A 26114-nucleotide genomic window follows, 5' to 3' on the forward strand; every position below is an offset into this window, starting at 1 on the left:
CCATGCAAGGCGGACTTCCCGAACCCCTCACGCTGGTCGCGCTCATCGTCGCCTTCGGCATCGCGCCGTTCGTGGCGCTGATGGTGACGAGCTACACCAAGCTGGTCATCGTGTTCGGCCTTCTGCGCACCGCGCTGGGCCTGCAGCAGACGCCGCCCAACATGGTGCTCAACGGCATCGCGATCATCCTGTCGGTCTACATCATGGCGCCGGTGGGCATGGACATCGGCGACACGCTGCGCAGCCGCAGCTTCGGCGCCAAGGGCGAAGGGTTGAGCGACATCATGGCCGTCATCGACGCGGCCAAGGCACCGGTCAAGGAGTTCCTGCAGAAGCACACGCACGAGCGCGAGCGGCAGTTCTTCCTGAAGTCGGCCGCCAACATCTGGCCGAAGGCACGCGCCGAGCAACTGAAGGACGACGACTTCATGGTGCTGGTGCCGAGCTTCACGCTCAGCGAGCTCACGCGAGCGTTCCAGATCGGCTTCATCATCTACCTGGTGTTCGTGGTGGTCGACCTGATCGTCGCCACGGTGCTGCTGGCACTGGGCATGTCGATGATCTCGCCCACCACCATCTCCCTGCCCTTCAAGCTGCTCCTGTTCGTGATGCTCGACGGCTGGACGCGACTGGTGCACGGGCTCGTGCTGTCGTATCGATGAGCTCGCGACGGCGCATGACTCTTCGGCTGCCGCGCGCATCGCGCAGCCCCTCGAATCCACGCATTGGCGCGCGCCCGTCTACGAGAACTCGTTGTTGCCCGCGCGCGGGTATGCCACTTAGAGTTCGCGCGGCATCGGAGCCGGCCGGGCAGTTCCGCGCGCCCTTCTTTCAATCTGCAACTTCATCCGGGGTCTTATGGTTCTAGCAGTCAGCAGCGATGGGTCGGGAACGCAATCCGCCGCACAGGCAGCAATGGAGGCATTGGCGGCCGCCAGGGCTGCCGAAGAACTGCGGCGCCAGGCGGAAGCCGCGGCGAAGCGCGCGGCCGAGGAGGCACGTCGGCAAGCCGAGGAAGCGCGCAAGCAAGCCGAAGCGGCACGCCGCAAGGCGGAGGAAGCGCGCAAGGCCGCGGAAGCCGCCGAGGCCAAGGCCGAGAAAAGCAAGGCCGAGGCCGACCAGCAGGAAGCCACCAAGGCGCGCAGTGCCAGCGACGCGGCCGAGCGCGATGCGCTCAAGCAGGAAGCGGCGAGCAACCTCAAGCAGAAGCAGTCCACGCTCGCCGATGCCAAGCTCGACGACATCCAGCAGCGCCGTGCGGACAACAATCCGTCGGAAGCCACGCGCGCCGCGCAGGGTGAGGTCGACGCGGCGCAGAAGATGAATGCCATCTTCGAGCCGCCGGCCAACCAGCCCAAGGGCCAGGCCCCCGCGACCAGCCCGGGCACGCAGGACCTGCTCGAGAAGGCCCAGACCGCCGCCAAGCCGGTGTTCAAGGCGCAGGCGAACGGCGGCGACGGCACCAAGAAACAGAAGGCCGCCGTCGACACCGCCATGACGGACTGGCTGCAGGCCGCCGAGCAGGACATGCGCAAGGCCAGCCTCAAGGCGATCGCCGAAGGCAAGGACCCGAACGACGCGATCGACAAGGTGGCGGCCGACGCTCACGACGCGCTCGACAAGGGCGGCGTGTTCGACCCGAAGAGCATCGGCGAGTACATCGACAAGGCGCGCGACGGCGTGCGCGCGGACTCGCCCGAGGTGCGGCAGCTGCGCGGCGAGCAATACGACGCCGGCCAGGCCGGCAAGGCGCACGTGGCCGACGCGCGCAGCCGCGCACAGGACGCCGACGCCGCCGCGACCAAGGCCGAGAAATACGCCGCCAGCTTCGGCACCGGCGGCGGCGGCAACGACACGATCATCACCGCGCAGCAGAACGCGAAGGCCGAAGCCGAGCGCCTGCGGGCCGTGGCCAACCGTGCCAAGTCCGAACTCCAGAGCGCCGAGAAGGCTTTCGGCACCACCGATCCGTCGGACCCGCAGAACCCCAAGACGAACACCCTCGGCACGGTCGATGCCGACTACAACGCACGTGTCGCCGACGCCGAGGTCAAGGAGCTGAGCTTCAAGTACGACCAGGCGGTGGCCGGCGGCGATGCCAAGGAGATCCAGAAGGCCGACGCCGCCCTGCGCGATGCGCAGCAGGGCCAGCGCTACATGCACGCGCTGAGCGACGACCTCGACGCCAAGCTCGAGGCCAGCGACGCCGAGAACGCCAAGACCGACGCCGAGAGCGCATGGAGCGCGGCATCGTTGCAGCGCCCCGCCCGCGTCACCGTGACCGAGCACGACGGCGACAAGACCACGACGCGGAACATCGATCCCGACGGCTACGACCCCGCGTTCTGGGCCAAGCCCGGCAGCGAGGAAGGCAAGAAGGTCAAGAACATCGACGGCAAGTACTTCTACGTCGACGGCGACAAGAAGACCGAGCTCGATCCGCTGACCGCCGCGCTGTACGCCGCGAACGAAAAGCAGGATGCCGCAAAGGCCCGCGGCGACCAGACCACGACCACGCTGAACGCCGTCAAGGACGACCTCTTCGGCGGCGCCGACGGCAGCCGAGCCAAGCTCGACGAGGCCGGCTATCTCGATCGCGCGGACAAGATCAACCAGGGGCTGACCGACGCCAACAACGCCGTCGCCAACGCCAAGCCGCAGGACCTGGGCCGGGCGCTCGAGCAGCAGCGCGCCGCGCAGGCCGACGCCAAGGCGCTGAAGGCCATGCAGGACCTGCGCGCGGCCGAGCGCGACCAGGCCGCGGGCAAGACCGTGGACGGCGGCAAGCTGGATGACCTGCGCGTGGCGGCGCGCGAGGCCCAGCGCCTGGCCGACGGCGCGAAGCCGAAGCTCTCGGCCGACGACGAGAAGAAGATGCGCGAGACGCAGTTGCCCGCAGCGAAGGAGGCCTACGACAAGAAGGCCGCGGAGGTGACGACGCTCACCGCGCCCGGCAGCAAGGCCACCGAGGCCGAGCAGCAGAAGGCGCTCGACGAACTCGACGCGCTCGATCTCTCCAAGCGCGACATCGAGACCCAGCTCGGACTGATCGACGCCGAGCGCGCCTGGTATGCCGCGCGCTACCAGTACGACCGCACGACCTTCGCCAAGCCGCAGCTGACGATGTTCATGGACGGCGACAAGTCGACCACCGGCGACGTCTACCCGAAGAACTACGACCCGACCTGGAACATCAAGCGCGGCGAGGACGGCAAGGTCAGCGCCGAGGGCCTGCCGCGCGGCCTCTCGCCCGACGACATCGAGGTGCACTCGGACTGCAACGGCGGCTACAACGTCACGATCAAGAAGGACTCGAAGGTCTTCGGCTGGCAGCAGTCCGACCAGGGCAAGATGGTCGACTTCTCGGTGCGCGCCGGCACCTACAAGATGAACCCCGCCACGGCCGCGCGGTGGAAGACCTCCGAGTTCGGCGATGGCGACCTGGCGAAGGCGCGCGGTGCGCGCGCCGACGTCGAGAAACGCCTTGCGCAGGCTGCGGCCGATGCGCCGCCGCAGCCCGGCGCACAGCCGGCGCCCGGGCCCGACGGCAAGCCCGCGCCCACGCTGAACTTCGGCGACGACCTCGCGCCGCGCAAGAAGACGGTGGACCAGAACCTCACGGATGCGATCAAGGCACGCGACAAGGCACAGGCCGACTACGACGCAGGCACCGGCGACCGCACCGCGCTGGGCAACGACCTCGACGACGCCAAGACGCGCGTCACCATCGCCCAGAACGAACAGCTCGCGGTCGATGCCGCGATCGCCTGGCAGGAGGCCAACCACGCGCGCCAGCGCATCGAAGCCGACAAGCGCGCGGGCCGCGCACAGCTGTGCTACGCCACCTCGCCGCAGCAGACCGCCGACGATGCGCGCGACAAGGCCGACGCCGCGCGCAAGGACTGGCTCAGCTCGGTCAACAAGTTCCACACCGACACTGCGGCGCGCGATCTCGCAGCCGCGAAGTCGGCGCACGAGAAATGGAAGAGCGCCAACCCCGGCCTGGCCGAGACCGGCAGCGACACATGGAAGAAGCTGCAGGCGGCGCAGACCCAGTCGGACACCGCCGTGCGCTACCAGGCCGCCGGCGCACGCGACAACGCCTACGCGCAGCAGCAGGAATTCACCATCCAGAACCTGCCGTTCAACCAGCGCGAGGACAAGCGCGCGCTCTACCGGCTCTTCGAGAAGAACCCGCAGGTGATGGCGCAGGCCATCATGAACGACCAGTTCGTGCAGTACGGCGGCGGCCCGATCGAGATGAAGAGCCGCACGCAGCTCGAGAACGAAATCGGCCTCGCGCTCGGCTGGAACCCCAGCCGCTCGCTCGATGCCGCGACGCCGGCCGACAGCGAGCGCATCCGGCAGAACCAGCGCCTCTTCGGCAACCTCGGCGACGCGCAGAAGGACCTGCTCTCGAAGATGGTCGACAAGGTGGTGGAAGTCGGCGGCGAGCACGCGCGCGTGACCGTGCTGCCCGTCGTCTACGCCCTCGACAGCGACGACGGCGGCATCATCAAGACGGCGATCTTCAAGGTCGAGAGCAAGGACAAGCCCGGCGAGACCAAGCTAGTCGACGAACAGGCCTGGACCTACAAGAACCTCACGGACTACCGCGCCAACAACAGCCTGCCGGTAGAGGGAGTGAAGCTCGTCACGCCCGAGGACGCCAGCTACTCGCTCGACCAGAACGGCAACGTCAAGCTCTTCGCCGGCGACGCGCGCACCGAGACCGGATGGGAGACCTTCCGGCGCGCGACCCACCTGGACATGGTGGTCGCCGGCGTGGGCCTGGTGGCCGGCGTGGCGCTGACGGTGGGCTCCTTCGGCACGCTCGCGGCGCCTGGCGTCATGCTGGCGGCCGGCGCGTTCACCGTGCTCGCGGCCGGCTACGGCGTCGCGACCTCGGTCGAAGACCTGAACAAGCTCAGCGCGCACGGCCAGAGCATCAATCCGGCGAACAGCGAGCAGGCGCGCATGGACTGGCTGAACCTCGGTCTCTCGACGGTCAGCGTGCCGGTGGTGGGCGCCTCCACGCGCGCCACCATGGCCGCGCTGCGCGCAGGCCGGGCCGCCAAGGCGGCCACGGCCGCCGAAGCCGCCGGCGACGCCGTGACGGCACAGGCACGCGCGGCCGACTTCGCGCGCTACGCGAAGACTGCCCAGGCCTGGGGCAAGCCCGCGGCGATGGCCTCCAAGCCGCTCGGCCTCGGCAGCGCCTACGCCACCGGGGAAGGCGTGCACTCGCTGGTGAAGAACTGGGACCAGATGAGCCCGGCCGAGCGCGAGCAGCAGATCATGATGCTCAGCGTCAACGCTGCGGGCTTTGCCTCGCCTATCTTCGCCAAGGGCTACGTGCGCGTGCACAACGCGATCAAGCCGCCATCCACGAACACCGCGCGGCCGGCGGTCGTGAACCGGCCGGCCGGCACGGTGGGCGACGAGGCGCGGAACACGACGCCCACCGACGCGGCCGTGCCCGCGCGGCCGGCGCAATCCGCGTCGCCCAAGCCTGTCGATGCGGTCGATGCCGCCGATACGGCCGGCACCGCAAGGCCGGCGGACGCAACGACAAAGCCCGACGCGCTCACGCCGTTCCGCGAGCCGCCGCGCATGAGCGTCGCATGGCCGACAACGCCGCGTACGGTGCCCGCCGACGTGGCCGGTCCGGCGGCGCTGCCGTCCATCGTGACCGATGTCTCGTTCAACCCGGTCATGGCCTCGGTGCGACGCGCGGGCGATACCGCCGATGCCCCGGGAGCCGCGCGCGCACCGACGGGCGCACGCAGTCCCCAGGAGAAACGCGCGGCCCCAGGCTCGAACACCGCGGAAGACGCACCGCGCGCCAACGCCCCCTTCGTGCGCTCGGCGCAACGCATCGGGCTGAAGCAGAACGCAGGCACCAAGGACCTGGTGAGCGTGAAGTCCACGCCGGCATCGCCCGCCAAGGGCGACGAGGGCAGCTTCGCCGTCTACAAGCCGGCACAGGACCCCGAGCTCGGCGGGCCCACGAGCTATCCGCTGCCGGCAACCAGCCGTCTCGGCCCGACGAACTGGTCGGATTCGCTGCTCACCGTGTTCGCCGCCGGCGGCGAAGCCGAGGGCGTGCGCTACTACATCTATCCGCGCACCGTTGACGACAACGGCTTCGTCTTCGCCGCGCATCGCGACGGATTGCCTGCCGGCACGGACAGCCCCAGTGCCGCGCAGCGCGCCAGCGCCCATGCACAGGGCGAAAACAGCGGCGACTTCTCCGGCGTCCTGCCCGCTCACTACGCCACCCTCGACGAAGCGCTCGCGACGGTGCAGCCAGAGGGCTTCGTCGCGCTGGGCGACGAGATCGCGATCGTGCACGCGGCAAGCATCGCGCCGGACGGCAGCGTCCCACCCTCGGCCGTGATGGCCACCGTGAAGGTCGAAACCACCCAAGGCGGCCCCGCGAAGGCCACGCAGGTCACCGCCCATCCGGGCAGGCCCGCCCTGCGCATCGCCTACCCCGAGGGCTATGCGCCGGGCCAGCCGCTGATCTACACCAGCGCCAACGGCCAGCGCGTCGACCTGCTCAACACGCAGTCCGGCCGCAGCGAGATGGGCATCAACGCCTTCCGCCGCCGCGTGGCCGACCTCGATATCTTCGCGCCAGGCGAGCGCGCCGTACGCAGCGACGGCAAGCCGGGCAGCGAGGCGGTCCCCATTCCCGAGGGCTACTTCGCGGTCAACGGCCACGGGCTCGAAGGCATGATGAACGACGCGAGCGGCAATCCGCTCACGGCCGAGGGGTTGGCGCGAGCCATCGTCGCGCACGAGAACTATCACGGCCAGCCGGTGCTGATGCTGTCGTGCCTCAGCGGAGACGGCGCGGTGCCGATGGCGCAGCGCCTGGCCACGCTGCTCGGCCACGACGTGTACGCGGCAACCGAGTCGGTCATGATGAACAACCGCGACGCGAACGCGCCGGGCTCCCTCTACACCCGGCGCATCTCCCTGAGCAACGAAGGCAGCTCCTACAACGGTGGCGCACTCAAGGCCGAGCCGCTGCAGTCGCTGCCCATCGTCGGAATCCGCGAGAACGGGCGTACCGTCTACGACGACATCGCGGTGCAGGGCACCCCGGTCTACGCGCGCTTTCGCCCGGGCCTGTCGATCGAGCCGGCCGGTGCGCAACCCACCGCGCCCCGCGCCGCATCCGCCATGCCGGAGCCCCCGCGCACGACAAGACCGATCGCGCCCGAGCTGCCGCGCACCGCCGGCACCGGCCGCGGCGACACCGACACGCCCTCCGTCAAGACGGCCGGCCAGCCAAGGGACCCCGCCGCCACCGGCGTGGATGCGCACGGCGCTCCCCTGCCGCCGACCACGCTCGGCAACGGGCGCAGCTGGCTGCAGATCGCGCTGCGCGGCGACAGGCTCGTCGCGTTCCACCAGCGCGCGAGCGAGCCCGGCTCGGGGCTGCGGCCGCTGCAGCCCTCGCCCGACGAGGCCGCGGTGACGGCCCGCATCACCGAGGACCCCGCCGCGGGTTCGAACGTGCGCTTCGCCGTCCATCCGATGGCGCCGGGCGAAACCATGTACGGCGGCACCGGCGTGCGCGCCAAGCGCAACAACACCTTCGGGACCTTCGCCGAGGCCTCCGCCGCGGCGCAGCAGAAGGGCGGCGCGTGGGTGTACCGCATCCATCCCGACGGCACCATGGCGCCGCTGACGAAGCGCGGCCGCGCGACGCCCGAGGAGATCATGGGTTCGGTGCACGTCGGTGCGAACGGGAAGCCGATGCCCATCGGCATTCCGAACGTGCGCTCGGCCGCATGGCGCGAAGGCGCAACCGCGCCGGCAGCACCGAGCACGGCGGCGGCCAATCACCAGGCAGGCGAATCCACCGGCCTCGCGATGGTCGAGCCCGACATGGACGCGCTGCTCGAAGGGGGCAGCGACTACACCAAGCCGCGCCCCGCCTACGCGGGTCCGGCCACGATGCGAGAACTCCAGGCGAGCAAGGCCCCGGCCACGCCCGAGGACGTCGAGCAGACGCACTACCTCGCAAGCGCCGGCTCGCCGGACGGCCATGCCGCGCGCGACGTTCCGCTGCGCACGCGCTTCATGCAATGGGCACGCGGGCAGGCGCCCTCCTTCATCGGTGCGCCGGACTACGTCGGCGGGCGCTACGTGCTGGCCCAGGACGCGGCAGGCCTCAACCAGGGCGCGCCCGACGCCACCTTCTCGCTGCTCGACCGATCGCACGTGTACTCCAGCTTCGAGACCGCGCGCGCGGCGGCGGCCGCGCATGCGAACGCCGAAGGCAGCGGCCTCGTGGGCGTGGTGCGGCTGATCGGCCCGAAAACCGAGATGGCCCAGGTCGCGGCAACCGGACGCTTCACCCAGGCGCAGGTCGACGGCATCGTGGGCGTGCGCCCCGACGGCGCGATACACCCCGTCAGCATCAGCAACCGCCAGGCCGCGCACGCGCCGAAGCCCGGCGAGGTCTTCGTCGATCCGCACAAGACGATGGAGCAGAACGATCAGGTCATGACGCCGGCGCAGAAGAGGAAGATCTTCCTCAAGTCGGTCGGCTACATGGTCGGCACTGGCGCGGCCTTCTATGGCGCCGTGCGCTTCGGCGGCGCGGCACTGGGCCTGCACATGACCAACCCGGCGCTCGGCGTCGCCGGCGCTTCGCTCGGCGGCTACGTCGGTGCGCGCGCCGTGTTCCTTCGCTACGCCTACGAAGCCTTCTTCTACCGCGGCAGCATCGCGGGCCTGAAGCAGGGCGGCAAGATCCGGCTGCAGAAGTACCTCAACCCCAAGGACCAGGACACCTTCGCGCTGATCGGCAACATCGCCGACCCGGCCAAGCGCGAGGCCTCGCTGTTCCAGCTCAAGAGCCAGCTCGACAGCTGGCACGCGGCGCGGCGCGGCATCGAGGGCCGCCACAACTATGCCAAGGCGCTGAGGATCCTGTCGAGGAACCCCGACAGCACAACCGCCCTCGACACGCTCTACAAGGGCGCGATCGAGCGCAGCGCTCGCCCGGTGATCGGCAAGCGCGGCTGGCTGAACCGGATACCGCCGGCACTTCGCAACGACTACGCCCAGGCGCTGAAGGCCTTCAACGCAAACCCCCGCGACACCCAGGCCGCGGCGCTGCTGATGACCGCGCCGGAAGTGGGACGCGGCACCCAGCATGCGGGATTCGTGCGCGGGCGCCTGCTGCGCAACGTGCCGGGCGCGGACCGCGCGCGCTACCGCGAGGCTGTGCAGACCATGGCGAACAAGAGCGGCGACGTCAACGCCGCGCTCAAGACGCTGGAGGGCATTCCGCTCGACACCGTCGCGCGCCAGACCACGGGCGCCCGCGGCGCATTCCGCGGCATTCCGAAGGCCGACCGCCAGACCATCGCGATGGCGACGGACACGCTGCGCGCCAACCCGTCGGACGAACGCTCGCGCGCCGTGCTGGACCAGAGCCCCGGCAAGCTCACCTCGCCGAACTCGCCGGTGGGCCGCGCGCTGTTCGGCGCACGCGTGCTGAGCTTCGGGCTGAGCCACTCGGCGGGCACGCGGCTGTACCTGAACCCCTTCTTCGACGCGCCGAGCCACCAGTGGACCTGGGACATCACCACGCTCGACGGCGTGCGCCAGTGGATCGGCAACGAGGGCAGCCTGCACTATGCGGTGGGCAACGCCACCGGCCTCGGCGCCAGCGTGGCGAACCGCTATGCATCGATCGCGCAGGCGCGCGGCGGGCACGTCATGAGCGAGCGCGGATCGACCGAGGCTCCGGCACCCAAGGCCGGCGAGACGCCGCCGCCCAAGGCCACCACGGCGCCGCTCGACAAGGACGGCAATCCGCTGCCGGTCTACAAGGCCACCAACGGCTACTCGTGGTTCAGGCGCGCCCTCATCGGCCTGGGCAACCCGAAGGCTGTCACGCACGACGGCGTGGCACCCGACGGCGGCCCGATGGTCAAGCGCACCTTCACGCAGCGCCTGGCGCAGTTCTCGTCGTGGGGCGACTCCAGCGGAACGATCGGCCTGACGATCTCCGACAGCATCCAGGCCTACATGTACATCCGCGCCGGCCAATGGGACCTCGCGACACCGCAGTTGATGAAGGTGGCGAGCGACATAGGCATCTTCCGCGGCACGCAGAAGGACTACATCGACGAATACCGCTCGAACCGGCAGATGGGACCGATGGTCTACCACTCGCGCCTGACCAACTACTTCAACGCCCCGCTCGGAGAGGCCAGGACGAATCCGACCGAGACCTCGCACGGCTGGATCCGCCGCGGCGCGGCGCCGCTGGTGCTGCTGGGCGTGGCCGTCGCCGCACGGGTGGCGGCCGAGGAATGGTCGATGCACGAGAAGAACAAGAAGCCGCAGCAGCCGGCTCCCACACCCACGCCGACGCCCACACCGACGCCCACTCCTTCGCAGACGACCACGCCGGTGCCCACCCCGTCCCCCACCCTGACGTTCACTCCGACACCGATACCGAGATCGACGGCAACGCCCACTCCGACGCCGAACCCGAAGCCAACTCTGACGCCGACGCCGACGCCGACACCGACGCATTCCCAGCGCGGCGGCGTGCGCTTCATCGTCGACACGATGCAGCCCACGGCCGTCGAACTCCAGGCGATGCTCGATGCGGGTACGGCGCAGGACCCGCTGCAGTCTGTCAACCCGGCGCTGTCGGGCTTCCTCAACGTCGATCCGGGCCACTCCCAGCGCACGAAGGCGGCGGAGGTACTGCTCGCCTGACGTGGACGCGCCCCGTGCGGGGCCGCGTGGGCTCGCGCGGCGTCAGTCGACGATGCCGTTCCTCGCCGCCGGCGGTTGCAGCGCATCGAGCGCCGACAGCCGCCGGTACTCGCTCGGCGCCACCGCGTAGGTGCTCATGAAGGTCTTGTGCAGGTGGCTCTGGTCGCTGAAGCCGGCCGCGTGCGCCGCATAGGTCACGCGGGCGCCGCCGGCCATGAGGTCTCGCGCGTATTCGATGCGGTGCCCCACCAGCAGCTCGTGCGGCGTGAAGCCCCATGCGTCCTTGAAGCGGCGGTGCAGATGGATCGGATGCCAGTTGACCGCCTCGGCGAGGTCGTCGAGCGTCAGGCGCTGCTGGAAGCCGCTGGCGATCAGGCCGTAGGAGCGGCGCAGGCGATCGTCCGCCTCGCCTGACTCGGTCGTCTTGCCGGCTTGCATCGGGATCCACTGCGCGAGCAGGCGGCGCACCAGCGCGCGCGCCGCGATGCCCGCGTCCTCGCGGCCCGTGTCCGCGATCTCGTGCAGCAGCCTGTGGCACTGCGCGAACTCGCGCCCCCAGGGCTCGCATGCGAACACCGAGACCGGTTCGGGCTCGGGCCCGTGCATGCCGTCGTCCGCCTCGGGCACAGGGTTCACGCAGCGCGCAACCGCCACGCTGCAGTACATCGCGTCCTCGCGCCACGGCGTGCTTCGCGCCTTGATCGAATGCCAGACCTGCGGACCGATGCGCAGCAGCGCACCAGGGGGCACCACGGTGACGCCGGTGCTGGTTCTCACATGCAACTCGGTGTCGGAAACCGACAGCGTGTAGCCGCCATGCCGGTGCGCCCGGATCTCTCGTTGAACGAACCGGTTGGCGGTGAACTGCAGGCCTGCCAACTCTTTGTCGCGCCAATAGGAAGATGCAAGAAGTTCCATGGAAGCTAAGAATCTACATGGCGGGAAAGCCGCCGCTTGCTAATGTCCCGGCATCGATTTGCGCCCACGGATCCAACGATTCAAGCGCATGAATGTGTGTCGATGGCGGGCTGGATTCTATGAATCCCGAACCGTTGCGACAACCGGAATTCCAACGGAGACAGAACCCATGAGACCGACCCTGCGTCACTGGCGCGCGCTGCTGTGCGGCGCGCTTCTCGCATGCCTTGCATGTCTTTCCCATGCGCAGGACCTGCGTATCGGGCTGAGCAGCAATCCTTCATCGGTCGATCCGCATTTCGTGAACAACGATGCGATCAGCTCGGTGGTGAGCCACGCCTACGAAACCCTCGTCGCGCTCGACGCCGACTCACGCCTGACACCCGCGCTCGCAACCTCGTGGCGCGCCATCGACGACACCACCTGGGAGTTCAAGCTGCGCGACGGCGTGAAGTTCCACGACGGCAGCCCGCTCACCGCGCAGGACGTGGTGTTCTCGCTCGAGCGTCCCGCGACCATCGTCAACAGCCCGAGCTCGTTCGCTGCCTACACGCGCGCCATCACGGGCAAGAAGGTCGTCGACCGCCTCACGCTGCAGCTGACGACCGCCACGCCGGCGCCGCTGCTGCCGAACGACCTCACGCGCATCTTCATCGTCTCGCGCAAGTCGGCCGAGAAGGCGACCAGCGACGACTTCAACCAGGCGAAGGTGCAAGCCGGCACCGGCCCCTTCAGGCTCGTGAAGTTCACGCCCGGCACCGGCGTGCAGTTCGCGCGCTTCGACGGGTACTGGGGCCCGAAGCCGGCGTGGTCCGGCGTCACGCTGCGCGCCCTGCCGGCCGAATCGGCGCGCATGTCGGCGCTGCTGTCGGGCGACGTGGACCTGGTGGAGAACGTGCAGGCCAACCTGGTCTCCCAGTTCCGCCAGAACAAGAGCCTGAGCGTATTCACCAAGGTGTCGAGCCGGGTGATGTTCCTCTACACCGACCATCGCGATACCTCGCCCTTCGTCACCGACAAGGACGGCAAGCCGCTCGATCGCAATCCGCTGAAGGACGCGCGCGTGCGCCAGGCGATCTCCAAGCTGATCGACCGCGGCGTGCTGGCCGAGCGCGTGCTCGACCAGCTCGGCGTGCCCACCGGCAACCTGGCCGCGAGCGGCATGTTCGGCTTCAACCCCGAGCTCAAGCCCGATGCCGTCGACGTGCAGGGCGCGCGGCAGCTGCTCGCCGAGGCGGGCTATCCCGCTGGCTTCGGCCTCACGCTGTTCGGGCCGAACGACCGCTACGTCAACGACAAGCAGGTCGCGCAGGCCATCGGCCAGATGCTCACCCGCGGCGGCATCGTGACCAAGGTGCAGGTCTCGCCGATGGCGACCTATGTCGGGCGCGCCTCGAAGAAGGAACTGGGCTTCGGCCTGCTCGGCTGGGGCGTGGGCGGCGGCGAGCCATCGGGCGCACTGCGCGGCCTGCTCGCCACGCCCGACAAGGAGCGCGGCATGGGCGCGACCAACTGGAGCAGCTACAGCAATCCGCAGTTCGATGCGCTGCTGAACGAAGCGCTCAACACCGTCGACGACGCGAAGCGCGAAGCCCTGTTGCGCAACGCCACCGCGCTCGCGCTGAAGAAGGACTACGCGATCATTCCGCTGTACCACCAGGTCTCGACCTGGGCCGCGCGCAAGGGCCTCACGATGGTGCCGCGCGTCGACGAGTTCACGCAGGCCCAGCAGGTCCATGCCGAGGCGGAGGACCGCAAGTGAGCGACATGTCCGACCTGCCGCATGTGCTCGACCACCTGCCCCCCGCGTTCATGGGCGCTTCGGCGCGCACGCTGCACGAGGTGCTGCCGGCACCGACGCTGATCCACCTGCCCGGTGTGCGGCCCCGGCCGGTGTTCGTCTCGGTGCTGCTGCATGGCAACGAAGACGCGGGCCTGCTGGCGCTGCAATCGGTGCTCGCGAAGTTCGGAAACCAGCCGCTGCCTCGCGCCCTCTCGATCTTCGTCGGCAACGTGGAGGCCGCGCGCGCCGGCGTGCGCCGGCTGGAAGACCAGCCGGACTACAACCGCATCTGGCCGATCGCCGCGCCGGCCACGCCGCACCAGCGCATGGCGGCACGCGTGATGGAAGCGATGCGCGAGCGCGAGGTCTTCCTGGCCATCGACCTGCACAACAACTCGGGGCGCAATCCGCTCTATTCCTGCCTGAGCTCGACCGGTGCGGAGCATCTGCGGCTCGCGCGCATGTTCTCGCCGCTCGCGGTGCTCATCCAGGCGCCGCAATCGCTGGGCGCCGCGTTCACGCCGATCTGCCCGACGGTGTGCTGCGAATGCGGGGAAATCGGCAACGCCGAGGGCGTGGCACAGGCCGCGACGCTCATCGAACGCTGCCTCGCCGACGACTTCGGGGACGGCACCGCGCACGACGACGCGAAGGCGATCGACATCTACCAGGCCTTCGCGATGCTCAAGGTCGCCGAGGGCCTCACGCTGAGCTGCGACGGCCAGGCCGCCGACCTCCAGCTGCCGCCGGAGATCGAATCCTTCAATTTCCGCGCGCTCGAGCCCGGCCACGTGATCGCCACCACGCTGTCTCACCCCGACACGGAACCGCTTCGCGCCTACCGGCTCGACGGCGAGGCGATCGCCGGCATGCTGGTTCGCAAGGGAGCCGACGTCTGCCTTTCGACGCACGCGGTCGCCGCCATGTTCACGCGCGACCTGCGCGCCATCCGACAGGACTGCCTCGGCTACCTGATGCAACGCGTGCCGGTGCTCGCGCCCTAGGGCGCACGCGCAACCCTCGATACAGGACCTTCACCTTCATGCTGGTTTATGTGATTCGCCGCCTGGCGCAGAGCGTCGGCGTGCTGCTTGCGATGTCGATGCTGGTGTTCGCCAGCGTCTACCTGATCGGCAATCCCGCCGACATCCTGATCAGCATGGACGCCGATCAGGCCGAACGCGCGCGGCTCGTGCGGGCCATGGGCCTGGACCAGGCCCTGCCGCTTCAGTACTGGAACTTCCTGCAGCACGCGCTGCGCGGTGACCTGGGCAACTCCTTCGTCCATGGCGTGCCCGCGATCTCGCTGGTGTTCGAGCGGCTTCCCGCCACGCTCGAACTGGCCTGCGTGGCGATGCTGATCGCCATCGCGCTGGGCGTGCCGCTCGGACTGTGGGCCGGCCTGCGGCCTCATTCGTGGATAGGCAGGAGCATCATGACCGGCTCGATCCTGGGCTTCTCGCTGCCGACCTTCTGGGTCGGGCTGATGCTCATCGTCGTGTTCGCGGTGCAGCTGGCCTGGCTGCCCGCGGGCGGGCGCGGGCCGACGCGCGAGGTGCTGGGGCTTTCGCTGTCGATCTTCAGCGCCGAAGGCTGGAAGCATCTGCTGCTGCCGGCGGTGAACCTCGCGCTCTTCAAGCTCGCGCTGGTGACGCGGCTCACCCGGGCCAGCACGCACGAGGCCCTGACGCAGGACTACGTCAAGTACGCCCGCGCCAAGGGCCTCTCGCCGGCGCGCGTGGTGGGCGTGCACGTGCTCAAGAACATCCTCGTGCCGATCGTGACGGTGGTGGCGCTGGAGTTCGGCGCGCTGGTCGCGTTCGCCGCAGTGACCGAGACCATCTTCGTCTGGCCCGGTGCGGGCAAGCTGATCATCGAGTCGATCGGCTCGCTCGACCGCCCGGTCATCGTCGCCTACCTGCTGGTGGTGGTGTCGATGTTCACCCTGCTCAACCTGCTCGTGGACATCGCGTACTCGAGCCTCGATCCGCGCGTGCGGCTCGACGAACAAAGCGCATGACGACCATGTTCGAAGAAGACGCCCCCCCCCTGCGCCGCCTGCTGCGGCAGTACGCCCGCTCCAGGCTCGCCGTGCTCGGCGCGGCCGTGCTGCTGGCGCTGATGCTCGCCGCGCTGTTCGCGCCCCTGCTCGCGCCGCAGAACCCGTACGACCTCGCGCAGCTCGACATCCTCGACTCGCGCCTGCCGCCGGGCTCGCACGGCGGCAACGATGCCGCCGGCCAGGGCAAGCTCTACCTGCTGGGCACCGACGACCAGGGCCGCGACATGCTCTCGGGCATGCTCTACGGGCTGCGCATCTCGCTGGGCATCGGCGTGGTGGCCACGCTCGCGGCGCTTTCGCTGGGCGCGACGCTGGGCCTGCTCGCGGCCTACGCCGGCGGCCGGCTCGATGCGCTGCTCATGCGCATCGTGGACATCCAGCTGTCGTTTCCCGCGATCCTGGTCGCGCTGGTGCTGGTCACCGTACTCAAGCCGGGCGTCGGCAATGTCGCCATCGCGCTGGTGGCGGTGCAATGGGCCTACTACGCACGCACGGTGCGTGCCGCGGCGCTCGTCGAGCGCCGCAAGGAATACATCGAAGCCGCGCAGGGCCTGGCGCTGAGCGATACGCGCATCGTCCTGCGGCACCTGCTGCCCAACTGCCTGCCGCCGGTGATCGTGGTGGCCGCGCTGCAGGTGGCCAACGCGATCTCGCTGGAGGCCACGCTGTCCTTCCTGGGGCTGGGCGTGCCGATCACCGAGCCCTCGCTCGGCCTGCTGATCGCCAACGGCCAGCAATACCTGCTGGCGGGCAAGTACTGGATGTCGCTCTACCCCGGCGTCCTGCTGCTTCTCACGATCCTCGCCATCAATCTCGTCGCCGACCAGCTGCGCGACGTGTCGAACCCGAGGCTGCAGAAACAATGACGAGCACATCTCAACCCGTGCTGCTCGTCGAGGGCCTGAAGACGCAGTTCGCCACGCGCGCCGGCATCGTCAAGGCCGTGGACGACGTGTCGTTCTCGATCGAGCGCGGCCAGATCATGGGCCTGGTCGGCGAATCGGGCTCGGGCAAGTCGATGACGGGCTACTCGCTGATCGGGCTGATCGACCCGCCGGGCCAGGTGGTGGCGGGCCGGCTGCGCCTCGCGCCGCGCAACGGCGAGGTGCTCGACCTGCGGCGCCTGTCTCCTCGCGCGCTGCAGGGCGTGCGCGGCAATCGCATCGCGATGATCTTCCAGGATCCGATGATGACGCTGAACCCGGTGCTGCGCATCGACACGCAGATGATCGAGGCGGTGCGCGCGCACCACCGGGTCAGCGAGCGCGTGGCGCGCGAACGCGCCGCCGCGGCGCTCGCCAAGGTCGGCATCCCGTCGCCGCACGAGCGGCTGCTGGCCTACCCGCACCAGTTCTCCGGCGGCATGCGCCAGCGGGTGGCGATCGCGATCGCGCTGCTCAACGAGCCCGACGTGATCATCGCGGACGAGCCGACCACGGCGCTCGACGTCACGGTGCAGGGCCAGATCCTCGCGCAGATGCAGAGCCTGTGCCGCGCCTCGGGCACCGCGCTGATCTGGATCTCGCACGACCTGTCGGTGGTGGCGGGGCTGGCCGACACGGTCTCGGTGATGTATGCCGGGCGCATCGTCGAGCAGGGCCCCGTGGCCGAGGTTCTCGACCGGCCGCGCCACCCGTACACGCGCGGGCTGGTCGCCAGCGCGCCGTCGCGCAACCCGCGCGGGCGCCCGCTGCAGCAGATCCCGGGCATGACGCCCTCGCTGCTCGCGCTGCCGCAAGGCTGCGCATTCCAGGCGCGCTGCGCCAGCGCGGACGTGGTCTGCCGCAACGAGCCGCCGCTGGTGGCGCTCGACGGCCGCAGGCTGCGCTGCTTCCACCCGGCGCCCCTGCCCTCTCCCTGTGCGATTGCGAACTGACACCATGGACACCGTCACCCCGTTGCTCGAACTGCGCGCCAGCGCCAAGCGTTTCGTCCGCAAGCCCGATGCCGCGGCGAAGATCGCGCGCCTGTTCGGTGCCCCGATGCCGTCGCGCACCGTCCACGCCGTCGACGGCGTCTCGCTCGCCGTGCGCCCCGGCGAGGTGGTGGGGCTGGTGGGCGAATCGGGCTGCGGCAAGTCGACGCTCGGGCGCATGGCCGCGGGGCTGCAGTCGCTGAGCGAGGGCGAGCGCTGGTGGCAGGGCGAGAACGCCGAGCTGCGCAAGCGTCGCCTCTCGGCGAGCGAGCACCGGCGCGACATGCTCGGCGTCCAGATGATCTTCCAGGACCCGTATGCGAGCCTCAATCCGCGCATGCGGGTGCGCCAGATCATCGGCGAGGCGCCCGTGGCGCACGGGCTGGTCGACGCCGGGGACCAGGAGGCGCACGTGGCTGCGCTGATGCAGAAGGTCGGCCTCGACCCCGGCTTCATGCGCCGCTTCCCGCACCAGTTCTCGGGCGGCCAGCGCGCGCGCATCGGCATCGCCCGCGCGCTGGCCGTGCGGCCCCGGCTGCTGATCTGCGACGAAGCCGTGGCCGCGCTCGACGTGTCCATCCAGGCGCAGGTGATCAACCTGTTCATGGCGCTGCGCGAGGAGCTCGCCCTCACCTATCTCTTCATCAGCCACGACCTCGGCGTGGTGCGGCACATCAGCGACCGCGTGGTGGTGATGTACCTCGGCCGTGTGGTCGAGTCGGCGGGCGCCGACGCGCTGTTCGAGCAGCCGCTGCATCCCTACACCGAAGGCCTGCTGGCCGAAGCGCCGAAGCTGGAGGTGCGCAAGAAGGCCTTCGTGGCGATCCAGGGCGAGATCCCCTCGCCGTTGAATCCGCCGCGCGGCTGCCACTTCCATCCGCGCTGCCCGCGCGCGACGCGACGCTGCGCCGAGGAGATACCGGCGCTCGCGCGCGTAGGTGCTGACCATTGGGTCGCCTGCCATCTGATCGAGCGGGCAGGCGGCGCATGAAGATCGTCGTCATGTGCTGGCTCGCGCGGGCATCGGTCGATGTCTTCGTCGCGCGCAACATCGTGCTGCGGCCCGATCTCGCGGCCAAGGCGCCGCAGCACGTTGCATCCGAGCTCGCAGCGCTCGCGCCCGACGTGGTGATCGCGCGCGAGTCGCAGTTCGAGCTGGTGACGGCCGTCGCGGCCGGGCTCGCCACCGATCTCCCCGCCTGCCGCTTCGTCTTCTGCGGCCTCGCGTCCTCGCGGGCCGCCATCGACACCTCGGCGCTCGCGGCACGCTGCGCCTTCGCCACCGGATCGACCTGGGAGCGCGCCGAGTACGAAGCCTTCGTGCTCGCCGAATCGCTGTGCCGGCCGCGGCCCGGGCTGCCCGCCGGCGCTTCGGCGAACGCGCCGGGCGAGGTGATGCTGGTGGGCGCAGGCGTGGTCAACCTGGTCACGGCGCTGGCGCTGTGCCGACGCGGCCATCGGGTCTCGGTGTTCGATCGCATGGCCGATCCGCGCGGGCACGGCGAACAGCATCCCGGACGCGCGGGCGCGACCTTCGGCGGAAGGGACGCGCGCATCTTCTCGTACAACGAGTCGCGCCATCACCTGGCCTGCTCGCCGCTGTACACGCCTCAGGACCTGTCGCGCTTTCGCCTCGGGATCGGGCAGGACGGATGGCTGTCGCGCAGCTACGAGTCGCTGTCGGAAACCGACCGCCGCTGGATCGGCCAGCTCGAGCAGGTGCCGCCTTGGGCGGCGCTGCTGTACGGCAACGACATCGTCGGCTTCAACCGGCAGAGCCACCGGCTGTGGCGCGAGATCTTCAGCCTCTACCCCGAACTGCTGCGCGAGACGCACCATGTCGGGCGGCTGCTGCGCATCTACCCGAGCGATGCTTCACTGCACGCGGGACGCACGGCCGAGGCCGAGATCGGCGCCCTGCTCGGCGAGGTGCCGCTTGCACGGCTGCGCGAGCGGGAGCCCGCGCTGGGCGACGCGATCGACAGCGGCGCCATCGCGGGCGCGCTCGAAGTGCAGGGCTTCTCGCTCAACATCGTCTCGTTCTGCCGCAACCTGATCGCACTGCTCGAGCGCCTTGGCGTGCGCTTCCACTGGCAGCAGGAGGTGAGCGAGGTGCGGTACGCGGATTCGGGCGCGGTGACGGGCATCGTGGTCGACGGCAAGCTGCGGCGCGCCGACCACTACGTGCTCTCGCCCGGCGCACAGGCGCGCACCCTCTCCACGAGAACCGAGGGACTGGCCGCGATCGGCGCGATGGTCGGCATGTGGGTCACGCTGCCGAACGACGGCGCCGCGCTGAACACGCCGCTGAAGGTGCGCCGGCGCGCATTCGCCAGCGGCGAGGCGGCCCAGGGCGCCAACGTCGTGCCGGGCCGCGACGCCGCTGGGCGGCCGGTGCTGCACTGCAGCTCGGGGCATGGCTTCGTCGGCGTCTCGGCCGACGACGTGCGGCTGGCCGACCTGCCCGAGCTCGCGCGCTGCGTGATGGAGACAGCGGAGGAACTGTTCGCCGACAAGTTCCGGCGTGCCCGGCAGGCCGGCATGCTCGGCGAGCGCCCCGGCTTCTGCGTGCGCCCCTGGACGCCCTCCGGCCTGGGCGTGCTGGAAGTACAGGAGAGCGACACGGGCGGCAAGCTGGTGCTCAGCGGCGGCCACAACACCGGCGGCTTCGCGCAATCGCCGGCCGTTGCCGAGGCCGTGGCCTGCGCGCTGGAGACGCGTCCGCACGCCATGCACACGCTCTACCACCCACGGCGCTTTGCCGACGTGTTCGAGGTGACGCTGTGAGCACGCGCCAGACATCGCTCACCGCGCTGTTGCGCGACGGCCTGCGCGGCGGGGCGACGACGATGTGGATCGATGCCGAAGGCTCGATGCGCCGCGACGAGTTCGCAGCGCTCGTGGTCGCGCAGGTGGCGTTGCTGCGCCGGCAGGGCATGAAGACCGGCGACCGCGTGGTGCTGCATGGCGTGGCTTCGCGCGGCCTGGTGGCCATGCTCGTGGGCTGCCTGCTCGAAGGCGTGGTCGCCGTGCCGGTCGATGCGGCGCTGCCGCGCGCGCGCAAGCAGACGATGGTGGATGCGTCGGCCCCCAAGCTGGCGATCGAGTTCGCGGAGCAGGCACCGCTCGACGCAGCCGGCATCAGATGCGTCGTGGGCGTGCCGATGCCGCAAGCAGGCTGGACGCTGGACGACCTGGGCCTGCCCGAGGTCGCGCCCGACGCCGGCTGCTACATCTTCTTCACCTCCGGCACGACCGGCAGGCCCAAGGGCATCCTCGGGCGGCGCGGCGGGCTCGCGCACTTCCTGGCGTGGGAGGCCGGCATGCTCGGCCTGCAGCCCGGCGACCGCGTTGGCGTTCTCACCCGCCTGTCGTTCGACGTGGTGCTGCGCGACCTGCTGCTGCCCATCGTGGCGGGCGTGACCGGTTGCCTGCCACCGGCTGATTCACCGATGACGCCGGCCGAGATGCCCAACTGGCTGGCCGCGATGGCCGTCAGCGTGCTCCACACGGTGCCTTCGCTGGCTCAGGCTTGCCTGGCGGGCCTGCCCTCTGGTACCTGCAACGGCACGCTGCGCCACACGCTGTTCGCGGGCGAGCCGCTGGGTGGTGCCTTGGTGGGACGCTGGCGCGCGGCATTCCCGGCGAGCGCGGTCTACAACCTGTACGGCCCCACCGAGACCACGCTCGCGAAGTTCTGCGCCCGCGTGCCCGACCCCGCGCCCGAGGGCATCCAGTGCTGCGGCCTGCCGCTGCCCGAGGTGGGCGTGAGCATCCTCGACGAGGCATTGCAGCCACTCGACACGGGCCGCGTCGGCGAGGTCGCCATCCGCACGGTGCATGGCTCGCTCGGCTACCTGGACCCTGCGGAGCCCTCGTCGACGCGCTTCATCGAGCTCGACGGGCTGCCGGCCTACCTGAGCGGCGATCTCGGCTTCCTCGACGAGAGCGGCGCGCTGCACCTGCGCGGCCGCAAGGACCACCAGGTCAAGATCCTCGGCACCCGCATCGAGCCCGCGGGCATCGCGGCGGTGCTGCAGTCGCACGAAGCGGTGATCGACGCCGCGGTCGTGTGCATGCAGAACGAGGAAGGCGAAGCACAGCTCGTGGGCTACTTCTGCACGCGGTCCGATGCGCAGGCCGTGCGCCGGCGCCTGCGGCCCTTTCTCGCCGAGCGCCTGCCGGCGGCGGCGGTGCCGGGCCACCTGATCGCGCTCGATGCCCTGCCACTCACGCCCAACGGCAAGCTGGATCGCGTACGCCTGCCCATGCCGCCGTCGCGCACCGCGGCCACCACCACCGAAGCGGACGCCGACGAACTCGCGCTCGGCGTGGCCGCAGCGATCGCGCGCGTGCTGCAACAGCCGCAGGTCGGCGTCGACGACGATTTCTTCGCGCTCGGCGGCGACTCGCTCGCGGCGATGCGGCTGTGCGCCGAGCTCGAAGCACAGCTCGGCGTGCATGCGCAACCGCTGCTGCTGATGCATGCGCCCACCGCGCGCGAGCTGGCACAGCAGCTGCAGGCGGCCGGCTCCTTCGCGCCGGCGCCGATCCCGCCCGCGCCGCGCACCCGCTGGTTCGCGCTGAGCCCGCAGCAGCGGCGCTACTTCCGCACCTTCTGCGCCGGCGGCAACCGCAACTGGTGCAACATGGTGGCGCTGTTCGAGCTGCCCGACGGCGTCGATGCCTATGCGGTGGGCCGTGCGCTGACCGAGATCGCGCTGCGCCACGACAGCCTGTGCCTGCGCTTCGGCCATGACGAGGAAGGCACCGTGCGCCAGACGATCGTGGCGACGGCGGATGTCCAGGTGGCGCAATGCGACCTGGGCGCGCTCGACGCGGCGGCACTCGCGCAGCGCATCGACGCGATGCGGGTGGCCGAGGGCGAGGCGGAGATCGCGCTCTTCGCCGATGCGCCGCTTTTTCGCGCCACCATGCTCGCCCTGCCCGGCCAGCGGCGCCGGCTGCTGTGGACCGTTCATCACCTCGTCAGCGACGGTACCAGCCAGGGCCTGCTCGCGCGCGAACTGGCCGACCGCCTCGCCGGCCGGCCCTGGGCCACGGATGCCCCGCCGTCGATACGCGACATCGCAGCCTGGGCCGGCGCGCGCAACGATTCGGCGCACGCCGCGCGCGCGCACCTGCGCGCATCGTTCGGCGCGCCCTACCGCCACCGCTACCTGCCGGACAGGCTGCGCTGCGATGATCCGCAACGCTGCCACGCGATGGAGGCCGCCCTGCACGGCACGCTGCGCGACGCGGTCCGCGCGGCGGCGCGGCGCCTGAAGTGCACGCCCTACGTGCTGTACGTGGCCGCGTATTTCCGCTGGCTCGCAACGCTGACCGAATGCGACGACCTGGTGGTCGTGACGCCGCTGGCCGGCCGCGCCCATCCGCAGGTCGCGCAGACCATCGGCGATTTCATCAACCTGGTGCCGCTGCGCGTCGAGCGCCTGGGCGCGCTGCCGGCACGCCAGCTGGTCGAGAGCGTGCACGACGGCATCGCGCTCGCCGCGCGCAACCAGGAACTGCAGTTCGACCAGATCCTCGACGAGCTCGGCGTGCCCTTCGATGCGGATCGCAACCCGCTGACCGGCTTCTCGCTCAACTTCATGCCGCAGGCGACGGGCGATGCACCCGCTCTCGCGACCGTGCGGCACGCGGACCGCGGCTACCGGCTGAAGTACGACCTGCTCATGCTGATCCGCGGATGGCACGACGCCACGCACATCGAGATCCAGTACCGCGCCGGCCTGTTCACGCCGGCCACGGTCGAGGAGTGCTTCACCGACTACTGCACGCACCTGGAGGCCTTGAGCCATGCCTGAGAAGCCGACCATGAACCCTGCGCCGATGGGCGAATACCTGTTGCTGGTGCTGCTGTCGATCCTCTGGGGCGGCTCCTTCACGCTGATCAAGGTCGCGGTGGCCGACTTTCCGCCGGCCACGCTGGCCGCGGTGCGCATCCTGCTCGGCGGCGCGCTGCTGGGCGTGGTGGCCTTGGCCAGGGGCCTCGCGTTCCCGACGCGCGCCGGCCGCTGGGGAGCGCTCTGGGTGCAGGGGCTGCTGCAGGGCGCGCTGCCGTTCACGCTGATCGGCTGGGGCGAGCTGCACATCGCGAGCGGGCTCGCGGGCGTGCTCAACGCGACCGTGCCGCTGTTCGCCTTCCTGCTTGCCGTGTTCGTCGTCGGCTCGGCGCCCTTCGTCTTCACGAAGTTCCTGGGCGTCCTGCTCGGGCTCGCGGGCGTCGCCGGGATCGTCGGGCACGGTTCCTCCATCGCCGCGCTGGGCCAGAGCGACTTCCTGGCGTCCATGGCGGTGCTGGGCGCGAGTGCGTCGTACGCGTGTGGCGCGGTGTTCGGCCATCGTTTCGGCGATCAGCCCGCCGTGGTCACCGCGGCCGGCTCGCTGCTGTGCGGCGGGGCCACGATGCTGCCGTTCAGCCTCGCGCTCGACCGGCCCTGGACGCTCGCGCCCAGCCTCGAGGCCACGCTGGCGCTGCTGGCCCTCGCGCTGCTGTCGACCGCGCTGGCCAGCGTGGTCTTCTTCCGGCTGATCCGCACGCTGGGCCCGGTCACTACCACCAGCAACGCCTATCTGCGGGCGCTGGTGAGCGTGGCGTTCGGCGTGGTCTTTCTTGCCGAGCCCCTGAGCTGGAGCCTGCTGGCCGCGAGCGCGCTGATCGTCGCCGGCGTGGTGCTTGTCACGCGGCCGGGCAGGCCGGGCCGGGAGCTGCGCCGTGCGGGCTGAGATCGCGATCGTCGGCGTCGGCCCCTGGGGCCTGGCGGTGCTCGACCGGCTGGTTACCGCCGCGCGCCGGCAGCCGCGGCTCGCGCTCACGGTGCACCTGATCGACCCCGACGAGCCGGGACCGGGCCTGCACAAGCCGCAGCAGGAAGACTTCCTGCTGCTCAACACCGTCACCGGCCAGCTCGACAGCTTCAGCGCGCGCCACTTCGGCGAACCGCCGCTCACGGGCGCCATGCCGTTCATCGACTGGCTGCGCGAGGCGCGCGACATCGAGGCCGATGCCAACGGCTTCCTGCCGCGCGCCCTCTTCGGCGACTACCTGCGCCACGTGCACGCGGTGCTGTGCGACAACGCGCCGTCGCACATGGGGATCTTGCAGGTGCGCCAGCGGGCACTCGACGTCTCGCTCGCGGCCGGCGCGAAGGCGCGCGTTCGCCTGGGCGACGGCTCGGCGCTCACCGTGGACCATGTCTTCCTCTGCACGGGCCACGGGCTGGCGCATGCCGCCGGCGGGCAGGCTCCGTCGCCGGCAAAGCCGATCGATCCGTACCCGCTGGCGCCGCTCCAGGCGCGCATCGAAGCCGGCTCGGCGGTGGGCATCTCGGGCACCGGGCTGGCGGCGGTCGACGTGGTCGCCGCGCTCACCGTGGGCCGCGGCGGACGCTTCGTGCGCGAGGAAGACGGCATGCTGCACTACCTGCCGGGCGGGCGCGAGCCGGTGATGTTCGTGCACTCCCGCAGCGGCACGCCGTTCGCATGCCGGCCCGCGCAATCGCTCGACCTGTCGGGCAGCTTCGCGCCGATCTTCTGCACCGAGGCCTACCTGGCCTTGCGGCGGGCGGCCCGTGGACCCGCGGGCCTGCAGCTCGACGAAGACCTGCTGGCGGTGCTCGCGGCCGAGATGCGCGCCGCCTACCTGATGCGTGCGCTGACGCTGTCGCAAGGGGCCTACGCGGCCGCAGCCTGCAGGCGTGCGCTCGCAGTGCTCGCACCGGCCGAGGTCAAGGATTTCTGCGAAGCGGCCCTGCCGTCGATGGCGGAGTTCTCGCCCGAGACGCTGCTCGCGCCCGCGCCCTCGCCTTCATTTCCCGGCGCGGCGGACTTCAACGCCGCCTTCGCGGCGCGCCTGCGCTTCGACGTGGAGGAGGCGCGCAAGGGCGAGGCGCACAGCCCGTACAAGTACGCGGTGGAGCTTCTGCGCGTGCTGCGCGGCTTCATCCGCCAGGCGGTGGAGTTCGACGCGCTCGCGCCAGCGTCTCGCCATCGCTTCTTCGACATGGTGGCGCCACGGATCTCCCAGCTGGTCGTGGGCCCGCCGATAGCGCGCGGGCTCGAATGGCTGGCGCTGATGCGCGCCGGCCTGCTGCGCGCCGATCTCGGCCCGGCGCCCATGCTCGAGCGCGATGCGGCGCTCGGTGTCTGGCGGGCTCGCTCGAGCGCCTTCGAAACGCCCTTCGCGGCCTGTCTCGACCACCTGGTGCATGGCCGCGCGGGGCACGGCGCGATCGACATCGCGGACGACTCCCTGCTCGCCGCGCTCTACCGCTCGGGCCTTTGCGCCGGTACGGCACCGGTGCCCCCTGAGGACACGCGAAGGCGGGTGCCGCGCACCGACACCATCGGGCATCCGCTCGATGCGACAGGCTTGCCGGTGCACCAGCTCACGCTGCTCGGCGTGCCCACCGAAGGACTGCGCTACTTCAACCACTACCTGCCTTCGCCCAAGAGCCGGTCGCGGGTCTTCGACAGCGTGCAGTCCGCGCTCGACGCCCTGTGGGAGCGGCTCGCATCCGCGCACCGCGAGGGCGCGCGGACAACCGGCACGCCGGCGCTCGAGCGCGACTGACCTTGCTCCGAAGGAGCCGTACGGCGCGCACCGACGACGCTTCGGGATCTTCGAGAAGCCCCACTCGCGGCGGCGGACG

At 70.5% G+C, this 26114-nt stretch carries 13 protein-coding genes; 12 read left to right on the plus strand and 1 reads right to left on the minus strand.

Annotation, left to right across the window (positions count from 1 at the left end):
- The first annotated feature begins 2 nt into the window (after positions 1 to 2).
- Entirely contained in the window at positions 3 to 662 is a 660-nt protein-coding gene (sctR, locus tag ABL840_RS28900) for a type III secretion system export apparatus subunit SctR (protein WP_093200038.1), read from the plus strand.
- 253 nt (positions 663 to 915) lie between these two features.
- Entirely contained in the window at positions 916 to 10761 is a 9846-nt protein-coding gene (locus ABL840_RS28905) for a DUF4781 domain-containing protein (protein WP_093305389.1), read from the plus strand.
- Positions 10762 to 10803: 42 nt separating this feature from the next.
- On the opposite strand, the gene ABL840_RS28910 is transcribed toward ABL840_RS28905, so the two are convergent.
- Positions 10804 to 11679: a helix-turn-helix transcriptional regulator gene (locus ABL840_RS28910; RefSeq protein ID WP_093305390.1), complete on the minus strand. Its 876-nt coding sequence runs from the start codon at positions 11677 to 11679 to the stop codon at positions 10804 to 10806.
- Between the two features lie 169 nt (positions 11680 to 11848).
- On the opposite strand from ABL840_RS28910, the gene ABL840_RS28915 reads away from it, so the two are divergent.
- From ABL840_RS28915 to ABL840_RS28960, 10 genes are read left to right on the plus strand one after another with little or no spacing between them, the layout of a single operon-like run.
- Positions 11849 to 13441, plus strand: coding sequence for an ABC transporter substrate-binding protein (locus tag ABL840_RS28915; protein ID WP_093305391.1), 1593 nt, complete (start codon positions 11849 to 11851; stop codon positions 13439 to 13441).
- Positions 13438 to 14466, plus strand: coding sequence for a M14 family metallopeptidase (locus tag ABL840_RS28920; RefSeq protein WP_093305392.1), 1029 nt, complete (start codon positions 13438 to 13440; stop codon positions 14464 to 14466). The genes ABL840_RS28915 and ABL840_RS28920 overlap by 4 nt, the downstream gene beginning before the upstream one ends.
- 38 nt (positions 14467 to 14504) lie before the next feature.
- Entirely contained in the window at positions 14505 to 15482 is a 978-nt protein-coding gene (locus ABL840_RS28925; protein WP_093305393.1) for an ABC transporter permease, read from the plus strand.
- Positions 15479 to 16390, plus strand: coding sequence for an ABC transporter permease (locus ABL840_RS28930; protein ID WP_093305395.1), 912 nt, complete (start codon positions 15479 to 15481; stop codon positions 16388 to 16390). The genes ABL840_RS28925 and ABL840_RS28930 overlap by 4 nt, the downstream gene beginning before the upstream one ends.
- The gene (locus ABL840_RS28935) at positions 16387 to 17400 is read left to right on the plus strand and encodes an ABC transporter ATP-binding protein (RefSeq protein WP_093305397.1); all 1014 of its coding nucleotides are present in this window, start codon (positions 16387 to 16389) and stop codon (positions 17398 to 17400) included. The genes ABL840_RS28930 and ABL840_RS28935 overlap by 4 nt, the downstream gene beginning before the upstream one ends.
- Positions 17401 to 17404: 4 nt before the next feature.
- A complete protein-coding gene (locus tag ABL840_RS28940; protein ID WP_093305399.1) occupies positions 17405 to 18430 on the plus strand; it encodes an ABC transporter ATP-binding protein in 1026 nt (341 codons plus the stop codon).
- On the plus strand, positions 18427 to 20226 hold the full coding sequence (locus ABL840_RS28945; RefSeq protein ID WP_093305401.1) for an NAD(P)/FAD-dependent oxidoreductase: 1800 nt from the start codon (positions 18427 to 18429) through the stop codon (positions 20224 to 20226). Before ABL840_RS28940 ends, ABL840_RS28945 begins: the two co-directional genes overlap by 4 nt.
- Complete coding sequence (locus ABL840_RS28950) at positions 20223 to 23267, plus strand: AMP-binding protein (protein WP_093305403.1); 3045 nt, start codon at positions 20223 to 20225, stop codon at positions 23265 to 23267. Before ABL840_RS28945 ends, ABL840_RS28950 begins: the two co-directional genes overlap by 4 nt.
- The gene (locus tag ABL840_RS28955; protein ID WP_093305404.1) at positions 23260 to 24189 is read left to right on the plus strand and encodes a DMT family transporter; all 930 of its coding nucleotides are present in this window, start codon (positions 23260 to 23262) and stop codon (positions 24187 to 24189) included. Before ABL840_RS28950 ends, ABL840_RS28955 begins: the two co-directional genes overlap by 8 nt.
- A complete protein-coding gene (locus ABL840_RS28960) occupies positions 24179 to 26035 on the plus strand; it encodes an FAD/NAD(P)-binding protein (RefSeq protein ID WP_176947571.1) in 1857 nt (618 codons plus the stop codon). Before ABL840_RS28955 ends, ABL840_RS28960 begins: the two co-directional genes overlap by 11 nt.
- Positions 26036 to 26114: the final 79 nt, after the last annotated feature.

This window comes from Variovorax sp. NFACC27, from assembly GCF_048301545.1.
In the GTDB taxonomy this organism is placed as follows: Bacteria; Pseudomonadota; Gammaproteobacteria; order Burkholderiales; family Burkholderiaceae_C; genus Variovorax; species Variovorax gossypii.

Excerpts from the sequence above, each read along its gene's own strand:
- sctR (WP_093200038.1), top strand. The coding sequence starts at position 3 with ATGCAAGGCGGACTTCCCGAACCCCTCACGCTGGTCGCGCTCATCGTC.
- ABL840_RS28905 (WP_093305389.1), top strand. The coding sequence starts at position 916 with ATGGAGGCATTGGCGGCCGCCAGGGCTGCCGAAGAACTGCGGCGCCAG.
- ABL840_RS28910 (WP_093305390.1), bottom strand. The coding sequence starts at position 11,679 with ATGGAACTTCTTGCATCTTCCTATTGGCGCGACAAAGAGTTGGCAGGC.
- ABL840_RS28915 (WP_093305391.1), top strand. The coding sequence starts at position 11,849 with ATGAGACCGACCCTGCGTCACTGGCGCGCGCTGCTGTGCGGCGCGCTT.
- ABL840_RS28925 (WP_093305393.1), top strand. The coding sequence starts at position 14,505 with ATGCTGGTTTATGTGATTCGCCGCCTGGCGCAGAGCGTCGGCGTGCTG.
- ABL840_RS28930 (WP_093305395.1), top strand. The coding sequence starts at position 15,479 with ATGACGACCATGTTCGAAGAAGACGCCCCCCCCCTGCGCCGCCTGCTG.
- ABL840_RS28935 (WP_093305397.1), top strand. The coding sequence starts at position 16,387 with ATGACGAGCACATCTCAACCCGTGCTGCTCGTCGAGGGCCTGAAGACG.
- ABL840_RS28940 (WP_093305399.1), top strand. The coding sequence starts at position 17,405 with ATGGACACCGTCACCCCGTTGCTCGAACTGCGCGCCAGCGCCAAGCGT.
- ABL840_RS28945 (WP_093305401.1), top strand. The coding sequence starts at position 18,427 with ATGAAGATCGTCGTCATGTGCTGGCTCGCGCGGGCATCGGTCGATGTC.
- ABL840_RS28955 (WP_093305404.1), top strand. The coding sequence starts at position 23,260 with ATGCCTGAGAAGCCGACCATGAACCCTGCGCCGATGGGCGAATACCTG.